The sequence below is a fragment of the Rhizobium sp. FG113 genome, from assembly GCF_057809895.1.
The window spans coordinates 1-11,360 of record NZ_JBMDKV010000047.1 but is presented as its reverse complement, the minus strand read 5'-3'; the positions used below and the strand labels follow the sequence as shown (position 1 = coordinate 11,360).

At 62.7% G+C, this 11,360-nt stretch carries 13 protein-coding genes; 5 read left to right on the top strand and 8 right to left on the bottom strand.

What is annotated here, in order from left to right; translation table 11 throughout:
* Nucleotides 1-166 precede the first annotated feature (166 nt).
* Both bacA and ACODTZ_RS35920 read right to left on the bottom strand, forming a co-directional pair.
* Entirely contained in the window at nucleotides 167-1,432 is a 1,266-nt protein-coding gene (gene bacA / locus ACODTZ_RS35925; RefSeq protein ID WP_489032080.1) for a bacteroid development protein BacA, read from the bottom strand.
* A 123-nt stretch (nucleotides 1,433-1,555) separates the two neighbouring features.
* Nucleotides 1,556-2,740, bottom strand: coding sequence for a YbfB/YjiJ family MFS transporter (locus ACODTZ_RS35920; RefSeq protein ID WP_489032078.1), 1,185 nt, complete (start codon nucleotides 2,738-2,740; stop codon nucleotides 1,556-1,558).
* 151 nt (nucleotides 2,741-2,891) lie between these two features.
* Between ACODTZ_RS35920 and ACODTZ_RS35915 the strand changes: the two genes are divergently transcribed.
* The gene (locus ACODTZ_RS35915; RefSeq protein ID WP_047506258.1) at nucleotides 2,892-3,473 is read left to right on the top strand and encodes a PadR family transcriptional regulator; all 582 of its coding nucleotides are present in this window, start codon (nucleotides 2,892-2,894) and stop codon (nucleotides 3,471-3,473) included.
* A 112-nt stretch (nucleotides 3,474-3,585) separates the two neighbouring features.
* On the opposite strand, the gene map is transcribed toward ACODTZ_RS35915, so the two are convergent.
* Together map and ACODTZ_RS35905 are read right to left on the bottom strand one after the other, a co-directional pair.
* Nucleotides 3,586-4,344 carry a type I methionyl aminopeptidase gene (gene map / locus ACODTZ_RS35910; RefSeq protein WP_489032075.1) on the bottom strand — a complete coding sequence of 253 codons (759 nt, stop codon included), beginning with the start codon at nucleotides 4,342-4,344 and terminating at the stop codon, nucleotides 3,586-3,588.
* Between the two features lie 113 nt (nucleotides 4,345-4,457).
* Nucleotides 4,458-5,519: an LLM class flavin-dependent oxidoreductase gene (locus ACODTZ_RS35905; RefSeq protein ID WP_413396635.1), complete on the bottom strand. Its 1,062-nt coding sequence runs from the start codon at nucleotides 5,517-5,519 to the stop codon at nucleotides 4,458-4,460.
* A gap of 175 nt (nucleotides 5,520-5,694) precedes the next feature.
* Here ACODTZ_RS35905 and ACODTZ_RS35900 point away from each other — a divergent pair, with 175 nt between their 5' ends.
* Complete coding sequence (locus ACODTZ_RS35900; protein ID WP_489032073.1) at nucleotides 5,695-6,072, top strand: hypothetical protein; 378 nt, start codon at nucleotides 5,695-5,697, stop codon at nucleotides 6,070-6,072.
* Nucleotides 6,073-6,143: 71 nt separating this feature from the next.
* Here the strand turns inward: ACODTZ_RS35900 and ACODTZ_RS35895 are convergent, their stop codons facing one another.
* The 4 genes from ACODTZ_RS35895 to ACODTZ_RS35880 all read right to left on the bottom strand — a co-directional run bounded on the left by ACODTZ_RS35895 (nucleotide 6,144) and on the right by ACODTZ_RS35880 (nucleotide 8,781).
* Nucleotides 6,144-6,560 carry a DoxX family protein gene (locus ACODTZ_RS35895; protein ID WP_489032071.1) on the bottom strand — a complete coding sequence of 139 codons (417 nt, stop codon included), beginning with the start codon at nucleotides 6,558-6,560 and terminating at the stop codon, nucleotides 6,144-6,146.
* A 30-nt stretch (nucleotides 6,561-6,590) separates the two neighbouring features.
* The gene (locus ACODTZ_RS35890) at nucleotides 6,591-7,052 is read right to left on the bottom strand and encodes an SRPBCC family protein (protein WP_111562938.1); all 462 of its coding nucleotides are present in this window, start codon (nucleotides 7,050-7,052) and stop codon (nucleotides 6,591-6,593) included.
* Between the two features lie 98 nt (nucleotides 7,053-7,150).
* A complete protein-coding gene (locus ACODTZ_RS35885) occupies nucleotides 7,151-8,410 on the bottom strand; it encodes an RNA polymerase sigma factor (RefSeq protein ID WP_489032069.1) in 1,260 nt (419 codons plus the stop codon).
* Nucleotides 8,407-8,781 (bottom strand): YciI family protein, encoded by a 375-nt coding sequence (locus ACODTZ_RS35880; protein WP_489032067.1) that lies wholly within the window; start codon nucleotides 8,779-8,781, stop codon nucleotides 8,407-8,409. The genes ACODTZ_RS35885 and ACODTZ_RS35880 overlap by 4 nt, the downstream gene beginning before the upstream one ends.
* Before the next feature lie 193 nt (nucleotides 8,782-8,974).
* Between ACODTZ_RS35880 and ACODTZ_RS35875 the strand changes: the two genes are divergently transcribed.
* The 3 genes from ACODTZ_RS35875 to ACODTZ_RS35865 all read left to right on the top strand — a co-directional run bounded on the left by ACODTZ_RS35875 (nucleotide 8,975) and on the right by ACODTZ_RS35865 (nucleotide 11,301).
* Entirely contained in the window at nucleotides 8,975-9,220 is a 246-nt protein-coding gene (locus tag ACODTZ_RS35875; RefSeq protein ID WP_112943844.1) for a DUF3302 domain-containing protein, read from the top strand.
* Nucleotides 9,217-10,158 (top strand): HlyD family secretion protein, encoded by a 942-nt coding sequence (locus ACODTZ_RS35870; protein WP_489032065.1) that lies wholly within the window; start codon nucleotides 9,217-9,219, stop codon nucleotides 10,156-10,158. Before ACODTZ_RS35875 ends, ACODTZ_RS35870 begins: the two co-directional genes overlap by 4 nt.
* A gap of 111 nt (nucleotides 10,159-10,269) precedes the next feature.
* A complete protein-coding gene (locus tag ACODTZ_RS35865; protein WP_413396623.1) occupies nucleotides 10,270-11,301 on the top strand; it encodes an acyltransferase family protein in 1,032 nt (343 codons plus the stop codon).
* Nucleotides 11,302-11,360 lie beyond the last annotated feature (59 nt).

The following is an 11,360-nucleotide window of genomic DNA, read 5'->3' as shown; positions in this document are numbered from 1 at the left end:
ACGAGTCGATCTCCCCCCTTGTGGGGGAGATGTCCGGCAGGACAGAGGGGGGTATCCCGGGCACAAAGTAGGCTGCAAACTCACCCCGCAAACACCTACCCCCCCAAAAACAAAAACGCCGCGCATCCAAGACACGCGGCGTCTCCCAAACCCAACCTCACCCCAACTAGCCGTCGGCGTGAATAATCCCCTGCTCGCGCTCCAGATAGCGCTGATCGATATCCGGCAGCGGCTCGCCGTCGATGGCGGATTCGAAGGTGCGCAGGCGTTTGTAGATGGAGAGCAGCTCGACGATCGTCGTCCACGAATTGACGAGATACTGGAACGAGCCGCGCACCTGGTCGAAGACGTTGTTGATCTGCGTGAGCAGACCAAGCGTCAGCTTGCCGGCGACGATCGACGGGACCAGCACGATCAGGCTGAACAGGTTGTCGGCCTGCAGATAGAAGATGCGGGCGACGTTGAAGTACATGTAGTGGAAATAGAGCCGGAAATAGTTGCGGCGCACATTGGCGAAGAGCTCGGCCACGGTCGGTGGCGTCGCGCGGTCGGCATGGTCCTCGCCGTAAACGAGTTCCTTGCGGTAGGACGCTTCGACGCGCTGGTTGCGGAATTCGAGGCCCGGCAGCTTGATGCCGACGAGGCCAAGAAACACCGTGCCGAACACCGACCAGAAGATCGCCGCCCAGACGAGCGCATGCGGCACGTCGCCGATCAGCGGCAGTTCGGTGATGCTGGCGCCGATCTTGAAGAGAACCGGCAGGAAGGCGATCAGCGTCATGACGGAGCTGACCAGGCTGACGCCGAGGCTTTCGACCGTCGACGAGAACCGCATCGTGTCTTCCTGCACACGCTGCGAGGCGCCTTCGATGTGGCGCAGCTTCGGCCAGTGGGCCATGTAGTATTCGTTCATCGCGGTCCGCCAGCGGAAGATCCAGTGGCTGACGAAGAACAGGTTCAGCACGCCGACGGTGATCGCCACGAAGGCGATGCCGGCAAAGCCGAGCATGCCGAGATAGAGCTGCGAGGCGGTGACGGGCGCGGTCTTCGCCAGCGCCTGCTGGATCAGGTCGTAGAACGGGCCGTACCAGGCATTGATGGCGACGCTGACCTGCACCGAGAAATAGGTGTTGAAGATGATCAGCGCCGAGCCGAGCACCGACCACATCTGCCAGCGATGCGGGCTGTAGGTGAACCAGAAGCCGGCGAAGATGGCGACGAAGACGATGTAGTAGATGTAGAACCACAGGAACGGCGTCGACCAGAACACGGAAACGCCGATCGGCGCTTCCTGCCCGGCAGCCAGCGGCGGCAGGCCGATCGCGGCGCCGAGGCTCGAGCCTCCGAAATACCAAAGGAGAACGCCGATGAGCGCCCAGACGACGGCCGATATGAAGAAGAGTTTCGGCTTCGGGAAGTAGGATAGAAACACGGGTGGGATTGCTTTCCTGAACGAGTGTCTTCGCAAGCTCTATAAGAGCGATTGCGCCGGAAATTAAGGCAGTTCGCGGAAAGCGGCAATGGTCTGACGCCATTGTTACGCAATTGTAACCGCTTAGGAGAGCTTCTTGATCACAGGCATGACCATGACGGCACAGACAACGAGCGCCACGGCCGCCACATAGGTGGGCGCCACGAAGCTTCCCGTGCGCTCGGCAAGCGCGCCGGCGACGATCGGACCGACGATCTGGCCGAAGCCGAAGGCCGCCGTCATCATCGCGAATGCCCGGCGCGGGCTTGATGGTACAAGCCTGCGACCAATCTGCAGACCGTAGGCGGTAATCGCCAGGAAGGTCGCGCCGAACAGCGCTCCACCGATCAGCGGCGCCACCGATGGCGGCAGCATCACGGTTGCGAGCACACCGAGCGCCTCGACCAGAAGAGCGGCGACATAGATCCAGCCGAGCCCGAGCGGCCGCACCAACGGCTTCCACGCAAACAGCGCGACGGCAGAGGTCAATCCGGCGATGAACCAGCAGAGGAATTCAACCACGGCACCTGCGGCGGCCATCCGGGCGATGGTGACGAGGAAGGTAGCGGTGATGACATAGCCGAAGCCGAACAGCCCGTAGGAGAGCGTGACCAAGAGCATCGGCCGGCTCCAGGTGATCGGCGGCTCCTTGCCGGTTTGCCCGCTGACAACAGGCCCCGCAGGCAGAAGCAGCCAGACCAGCACGAGGCTGATCGCCGAATAGATCGCCCCGCCGATCCAGTCGATCCGCCAGGCATCCGGGCCGCCATGCGCGATGAGCCCGATGACGAAGACCATCACCGACGACAGCGCGATCCCCGCCCCCGGCCCGCCGAAATGCGCCGACTGCACATGGTCGTTGCCGGCGGCAGCCCCGTGGCTGAGCACGATCGACGAAGTGAAGATCATCGCGAAGGCGCTGGCGAGGCCGGCGAGAAAGCGGATGACGGCAAAGAGCATGACGGAATGGGTCATCGCCATCGCGGCGAGCAGGAAGGCATTGGCGAGAAGTGCCGACAGCGCCACCTTGCGCTCCCGCCCCGCCGCCCAGCCATAGGCGGCGAGAACCGCGCCCACGAGATAACCGACGAAATTGGCGGATGCTATGAAGCCGGCATCGGCGGCCGACAGCGGCACGCCGCTCATCATGCCCGGCAGGATCGGCGTGTAGGAAAACCGCCCGAAGCCCATGGCCGCCGCCATGGCGATCATTCCGGCCAATGCCGTACGAAACAGGGGGGCGTGGGGGATTTCATTGCGAGCCAACATGGCTCGCTTATCGCGCCGCACACGGTGAGCCGCAATCAAGATTTTCTGATGAACCCATCAATTCCGGAAATTTTCGGCCCGCCCTTGAAACGCAATATCTTACGATATATGTTTTACGACATAATCAACGATACATCATAAGGAGTGATCGATGAGAGGCTTTAGAGGTGGAATGATGGGTGGCGGTGGCTTTCGCATGGGGCGGAAGTTCGCGGCAGGCGACCTGCAGCTGGTGATCCTGGCGCTTTTGGCCGAACAGCCACGCCATGGCTACGAGCTGATCAAGCTCTTGGAAGAGCGCTCCGGCGGCTTCTATGTCCCGAGCCCCGGCGTCATCTATCCGGCGCTGACCTATCTGGAAGAAACCGGCCTTGCCGAGGTCGAGGCGGAGGGCACGAAGAAGCTCTACCGCATCACCGAAAGCGGCCGCAAACAGGTCGAGGAGAACAGTTCCATGATCGAAATGACGCTTGGAAAGCTGGAGCGCATCGGCGAGAAGATGGCGCATGTGCGCCGCATCTTCGATCCGGAAAGCCGTGGTCCAGAAAGCTATGGCAGGGAACGCGAGGAAGAAGCCTTCCCCGAGGACAAGAGCGAAGTCGTCGCCGCCCGCATGCTTTTGAAATCGGCGCTGAAGCTGCGCTATCCCTGGTCGAAGGACGAAGCCAAGCGCATCGCCGGCATCCTGGAACGCGCCGCCGCCGAGATCCTGCAGCAGCCGAAGAACGACTAAGCACGACTAATCACGACCGGCTTCACCAAGCCAAATGGAAACGCCCTGCTCTCAGCAGGGCGTCTCGCGTTAGAAATCCGTTATATCGTAAGACAGATCGCCGAAGCCGGTTTTACGCCTGCCCATCCGGCAGCGTCAGGATCATCGGCCCGTTGCGGGTCGCGACCACGGTGTGTTCGTATTGCACCGTCGGCGCCTGCGGATCCGCATAGAGCGTCCAGGCGTCGTCGCCGCCCTCGGCCCATGTCGCGCCGAGCGAGAGAAACGGCTCGACGGTGAAGACCAGCCCGTCGGTCATGATCCGCTTTTCGGACGGGTCCGGCCAGGTCGAAAGTTCGCCCGGCTCCTCGTGCAGCGAGCGGCCGACACCGTGGCTGGCGAGGTTCGCCACCAGCGTATAGCGGTTCTTGGCCGCGAACGCGCCGATCGCCTGGCCGATCTTGGCCAGCGGCTCGCCCGATTTCACCTGGTTGAGACCGACCCAAAGCGCCCGCTTGCCGTCGCGGCACAGCTTGTCGAGCTTGGATTTCGACGGCGGCACGACGAAGGAGGCGCCGGTATCGGAGAAGAAACCGTCCTTTTCGGCCGAGACGTCGATATTGACGAGATCACCCGGGCGGATGACGCGCGAACCGGGAATACCATGCGCGATCTCCTCGTTGACGCTGATGCACGTTGCACCGGGAAACTGGTAGCAGAACTCCGGCGCCGAGCGCGCGCCGGCACTTTCGAGCACGCGGCGGCCGATATCGTCGAGCTCCTGCGTGGTGATCCCGGGCTCCATGGACGACGCCATGATCTGGATCGCATTGGCGCAGATGCGGCCGATCTCTTTGAGCTTCAGGAGTTCGTCTTCAGTCTCGATAATCATGAAATTCCGTTTCCGGCCCTAAGATTACGGCCGGTCGGCCGGCTCTCGAATCTGGAACAGAACACGACGCCGGGGGAAATCCAATTCATCCTTTACGCCATGAAGCTCCTGCTTTAGGCGCTGGCTTTCGCCCCTTCGCCGCTCTCAGTCAATGCCTTTCTGACGATCGGCGCGACTTTCGTGCCGTAGAGCTCGATCCCGCGCATGATCTGGTCGTGCGGCATCAGCCCGATCGCCATCTGCAGCAGGAAGCGATCGTTCTTGAACAGCTTGTGATGCGCGATGATCTTCTCGGCCACCACTTCAGGATCGCCGACGAAGAGCGCGCCCTTCGGCCCGCGCGAGGCGTCGAAATGCGGCCGGCTCGTCGGCCCCCAGCCGCGCTCGCGGCCGATCCGGTTCATCACTTCCGCCTGCGGCCCGTAGAACTGATCGGCCGCCGCATCCGTCGTGTCGGCGACGAAGCCGTGGACGTTGATCGATGTCTTGAGCTTGGCCTGATCCTGCCCTGCCCGGCGTGCCGCCTCGCGGTAGAGATCGAATAGCGGCGCGAAACGATGTGGCTCGCCGCCGATGATGGCCAGCGCCACCGGCAGCCCGAGCGCGCCAGCGCGCGCCACCGACTGCGGCGTCCCGCCAACCGCGATCCAGACCGGCAGCGGGTCCTGGAACGGCCGGGGATAAACGCCGCGCCCGTTGATCGCAGGCCGCATCTCGCCCGACCACGTCACTGCCTCGCTGTCGCGAAGGGCAAGCAGCAGGTCGAGCTTTTCCTCGAACAGCTGGTCGTAATCCTCGAGATTATAGCCGAACAGCGGGAAGGATTCGATGAACGACCCCCGCCCCGCCATGATCTCGGCGCGGCCGTTGGAAAGAAGATCGAGCGTCGAGAACTGCTGGAACACCCGCACCGGATCGTCGGAGGAGAGCACGGTGACGGCGCTCGTCAGCCGGATGTTCTTCGTCTTCACCGCAGCCGCCGCCAGCGCCACGGCAGGCGCGGACGCCGCATAATCCGGCCGGTGATGCTCGCCCAGCCCGAAGACGTCGAGCCCCACCTGATCGGCAAGCTCGATCTCCTCGATCAGATGCTTCAACCTCTCGGCCCCTTCCACCCCCTTGCTCCTCGAAGGATTGGGGTTGACGTCTGCGAAGGTATAAAGGCCGAGTTCCATGGCGTGCATCCCGTTGAAATCTTTAGATTGCAGATAAGGATGGCCGAGGTGGGGCGCAATGACAAATTCTAGAACGGATCGTTCGATAAAGTTGATGGGGGAGCTAGGCGGACCGAGAGCTAGCGTCTTAGAAACAGCGATCCCAACCTCCACTCAGGATCGAGGCACATCACCAATGAAGCTGGACACCCGTCATAAGATCTATGGCCATACGATTGCCGAACATATCGAAACGCTGCCAGACGAACTCGATGTCGATGCCGTCGGTTTATGGCAAATAGTTCCAGCCGGGCGGGAAGGCTTTCAGTTGGAGAACGCGGAGCTCATCGAGTTTATAAGACAATGCATCCTGGCGCTGCTTGCTTCGGGCGCCAAGCCTGTGAAAGGCGGCGCGGGAACGAAGTTCGACTGGATTCTACAAACACATTACGGCGAGTCTGACCTGGATATCGCCAATTCGATCGTAAGCGAGTGGCTGGAAACCGGAGCCGGAGATGTCAGTCCCGGAGGAGTGTGGTTCGCATTGCCGTCGCCGTCGGTCGGCTTTTCTTAGGGCACGGGCCGAGACCGCCTCCGATAACCGTACCGCCCCCACCGCCAAATCCGACTCTCATTTCAAGCACTTCAGAGCCTGAACGGAATCATCCTGCGAACCGCCTCGTAGCGCAGATAGAGCCCGCCCCAGGCCATCAGCCCGAGATAGACGCCGAAGAGCAGGTGCGAAAACACCGGGCTCCCGACCCTCAAATGCGTGGCGATCGCGCCGCCGAGCAGGCCGGTGAGCAGGATCGCCCCGAGCACCGAGGTGCGCGGGATGGCGTATAGCAGCGCGCAGGCGAGCGTGATGATGCCGAGGCTGCGGGCCAGCATCGGGTCGGCGGAGTAGCCGAGCGCCGTCAGCGTTTCCGTCACTGGCGCGATCGGCACCAGCTTGATCGCGCCGTCGAAGACGAGGAAGGCGACGATGAGGCCGCTCAGCACGAGGCCTGTGATTGTCTGCCAGCGTGGCTGCGTCGGATTTGAATCAATGACTGCGGACATCGTCCCATCCCCTTGTTCGGTTTATCCAAATCAAATCCGCGCCAGAAGCTCGGCGAGCTGATCGGCGCATTTGCCCCAGCCCTCGTGGAAGCCCATTTCCTCGTGGGTCTTCTTGTCCTCGGCGGTCCAGTGCACGGCCGTTGCCGTGTACTTGGTGCGGCCATTGCCGAGATCCTCGAGCAGCACGGTCGCCGTCATGAACGGCTTTTCGGATGGCACCCAGGCGCTGGTATAGGCGTCGGTGAAAACCAGCTTCTCGTTCTCGATCACTTCGAGATAGACGCCGCGATTGGGAAACTCTTGGCCCTCCGGGCTGCGCATCACGATCAGGTTGGCGCCGCCGGCGCGCACGTCGAGCTTGGCGTCCGATATCGTCCAAGGGCGCGGCACGAACCACTCCTTCATCAGCTCCGGATCTGTCCAGGCCTTGAAGATCTTTTCGCGCGGCGCATCGAATTCGCGAACGAGAATAAGCTCGTGCATGGCGGTCATGTGTCGTCTCCTGTTTCGTGAAACCCGTTCTTGATCAGTCTGTTACAAGAACGTGTGAGATGTCGCCGATCCGACAGGGCGCAAGGTGATTTTCGGAATTATTTCACCGCCGGCAGCGCCGGCTCCACCTTCAGGCTGTCGATCTGCCGGCGGATATGCGCGGCCTCGGGTGCGGAATGCGCCAGCGCGATTGCCCTATCAAAAGCCTCGCGCGCCTCGCGCGGACGCCCGATCTGCTTCAACAACCCACCGCGCAGGCCGTGATAATAGAAATAGCCATCGAGCTTTTCGCCAAGCGTCTCCACCAGCGTCAGCGCCTCGCCCGGCCCTCTGAGCTTCGAGACGGCGACCGCCCGGTTGAGCGTGATGACGGGGGACGGCTGCATGCGCTCCAGCGCACGATAGAGCAGCTCGATCTCCTCCCAGTCGGTGTCTTCGGCCCTCTTGGCGCGCGAATGCAGCGCGGCGATCGCCGCCTGAAACTGGTAGCTCCCCGGCTGCCGGTGGCGGATCGCCTTGTCGAGCAGCGCAAGGGCCTCATTGATCAGTTCGCGGTTCCAGAGCGACCGGTCCTGATCTTCCAGCAGCACGATCTCGTTGTCGGCGCTGAAGCGCGCCGGGCGGCGTGAGATCTGCAACAGCATCAGCGCCAAAAGCCCCATCAGCTCCGGCTCGCCCGGGAAGATACGCAGCAAAAGCCGCGCCAGCCGGATCGCCTCGTCGGAAAAGGCGCAGGCCTCGGCTTTGGGATCGGCCTGGCTGTAGCCCTCGTTGAAGACGAGATAGATCATCGTCGAAACGATCGACAGCCGCTCGGCCCGCTCCGCCGCATCCGGCGTCTCGAAGGGAACGCCGGCCTTGGCGACACGCGCCTTGGCCCGCGTAATGCGCTGCTCCATCGCACTCTCGCCGACCAGGAAGGCGCGGGCGATCTGCTGCACGGAAAGGCCGGAGACAATGCGCAGAGCCAGCGCGATCTGCTGTGTAGCCGGCAGGTCGGGATGGCAGCAGATGAACAACAGGCGCAAAATGTCGTCGCGGTAGTTGGACGTATCCAGCCGCTCGGCGATATCGCTCTCGGCATCCTCCGTGTCGGAGATCAACTCCTCATCCGGCAGCGCCTGGGTCTTCGAGCGCTTGCGCACCGCGTCGATGCCGCTGTTGCGGCCGACGAAGATCAGCCAAGCCGTCGGATCGCGCGGCGGCCCCTTGTCCGGCCAGGTTCTGACAGCGCGCAGGCAGGCCTCCTGGAAGGCCTCTTCCGCGATATCGAGATCGCGGAAGTATCTGAGCAGCGCGCCGAGCGCCTTCGGCCGGGCGGAAGCGAGCGTCACGTCGATCCAGGCAATGTCTGTCATGTCGCACTCTCTCCCGGCCGGAACACGTAGAACGGCCTGATTTCATAGGATGTGGAGCCGGGATTGACTTCGGAAAGCTCCTTGGAAAAGGCGACGGCCTCCTCCAGCGTGTCGAAATCGACCACGTAGAAACCGAGCAGCGCTTCCTTGGTCTCGGCAAAAGGCCCGTCGAGCACCAGCGGCTCTTCCTTGCCCTTGCGCACGGTGGTTGCCGCCGTCGTCGGCATCAGCCGGCCCACCGGCCCGAGCTTGCCGCTTTCGGCCAAGGGCGCCTGAACCGCATACAGCTTCGCCATCACGGCGTCCTCTTCCTCCTTGGTCCAGGAGAAAACCCGCTCTTCATCGGCATAGCAAAGGATCGCATACAGCATCTCATACTCCTCTTCCTCAATGACGAAGGAGTAACGCGCCCGCCGACAGGACGCAGCAAAAATTTGCGGAGGTCAGGGCTTGCGGTCAGCCGAGGCCCGAACGCAGCACCGTTGCATTTACGGTAACGTACTTCCGCGCAAGCGCCGCCGCATGCTCTGCTGCCGTCGATCTTGACCGGCAGGGAGACCCCGCATGAGCGCCGTCGATATTTTCGCGTGGATCGTGCTGATCGTGCTTGCGGCCAGCACGCTTGCGGTCATTCTCTTCCTGGCGATGCTTCCCGGCATGATCGCCCGCAGGCGCAATCATCCCTGGGCGAAGGCCGTCAGCGTCGGCGGCTGGGTGACGCTGCTGCTCGGCTTCGCCTTCTGGCCGCTGGTCGTGATCTGGGCCTATGTCGACGTCCCACGCGTGCCGGATGCGGAGAAGAACCGATGATCGTCGTTCTCCTCAACGTCTATCTGGTCATCCTCTTCCTGCTGGTAAAGCTGAAGATCGTGCCCTTCAACCTGTTCTGGAAGGTATCGCCGGCGCTGGTCTTCCTGCTGCTCCTGATCGGCCTGTTCATTCCGATGGGCTGGGGCGCGCCGCAGGGGGCGGCACTGGTCGTGCGCAATTCCGTGGCGATCGTCCCCAATGTCGCCGGCGAGGTCATCGATGTCCCTGTTATCGCCAACACGCCGCTGAAGGCGGGCGATGTGCTCTTCCGCATCGACCCCGTGCCCTACCAGGCCAAGCTCGACGCGCTCAAGGCGCAGCTCGAGCTCGCCACGCTGAGGCTCTCCGAGACGACGCGGCTGCAAACCACGGGCGCCGGCCGCGGCTTCGACGTCGAACAGGCGCAGGCGCAAACCGACCAGCTACAGGCCGAGATCGCCGAGGCGCAGTGGAACCTCGACAAGACGGTGGTGCGGGCGCCCGCCGATGGCTACGTCACCAATCTCGCGCTTCGCAAGGGCGCGCGCGTCAGCAGCCTGCCGCTGGCGCCCGTCATGGCCTTCATTGACACGTCAGACACGATCATCGGCATCGAGATCGCACAGATCAACGCGCGCTACATCACCCCTGGCCAGCCGGTCGAGATCACCTTCAAATATGCACCGGGCAAGGTCTATCCGGGCAAGGTGGAGAGCGTGCTGCAAGCGGTGGCGAGCGGCCAGACGCAGACCTCGGGCCTGGCCGTGGCGCCGAAGGAGATCGCCTCCCTGCCGCTGGCCGTCCGCATCAGGCTCGACGACAAGCACTTCGCCGACGTGTTGCCGGCAGGCAGCACCGGCGATGCGGCGATCTACACCGATCACGTCACGCCGACGCACATCATCCGCAAGGTGCTGCTGCGCCAGATCGCCATCACCAACTACGTCAATCCGTTCTGAGCGCCCTCCCACAGAAGACAACTGCGGATAGCGGCCATAAATTTCTGCTATCCCACGTTTTCGCCACAATGCCCCCTTCAATTTGCTGCAATGCAAAATGGAGGACGGCGCTTGGAGCAGCGGCAGGAGAAGACCCGTATCGAATGGCTCGATATCGCCAAGGGCATGTCGATCATCCTGGTGGTGATCTATCACACCCTTCTCTACCACCAGTTCCACGCCATAGCGCCTGATCTCTACGCACGCTTCAGCGCCATCATGACGCCGATCCGCATGCCGCTGTTCTTCACAGTCTCCGGCTTCCTGGCGGCATCGGCCATGCGCGCGCCATGGAGCGATTTCCTGCGCCGCAAGATCTGGCTGCTGGTCTACCTCTTCGCCATCTGGAGCACCGCCCGCTGGCTGTTCTTCCGCTACGTGCAACAGAACGCGCTCGTCCCCACTGAGGGCAGCGATCCCTATCAGCTGCTGCAAATGTGGTGGGCGCCGAACACCGGCATCTGGTTCATCTGGGCGCTCGCCATCTTCATGGTCGCCACCAAGCTGCTGCAATCGACGCCGCATGCGATCACCATCGCGATCGCCGCCATCGTCTCGGTCCTCACTTTCGGAGACCATCTGGCGATCGATCTCTTCACCCATCGTAACGTGCTGCAGTATTTCGTCTTCTTCCTCTTCGGCTGCTGGTATGGGCGATCCGCCGTGCACCTCATCACCGCCCGCCCGTTTCTGACGGCGCTCGGCGGCTTCCTCTTGTTTTCGGCGCTATACGTGCTGCGCTGGCGGCTGCAGGCCGTCGACAAGGGCAGTTGGGCGCTCGCCTCCTCCATCGCCGGCCTTGCCTGGCTCTGCGGCACGGCGGTGCTTTTGTCGCGGTGGGAGAGCGTGCGCAACGCATTCGCCTATTTCGGCCGCAACACGCTGCCCGTCTATGTCACCCATGTGATGATCGTCTCGCTCCTGGTCGCCACCATCGCCGCCGCGATCGGCGAAAGCGGAAAACTCGGCTATCTCACCGCGCCGCTGGTCGTGGTCGTTGCAATCGGCCTGTCGCTGGCGATCCGCGCCGTGGCCGACCGAGGCGGCGCCGGCTGGCTCTACGCCCCGCCGGCAAGGCGCCAGCGGCAGGTGGTTGCGACGTAAAACCTAGAGCCTTTCCTGGTTAGCTTGAAGCATTCTGCCGGAGCAGGTTTTCGTCAGGG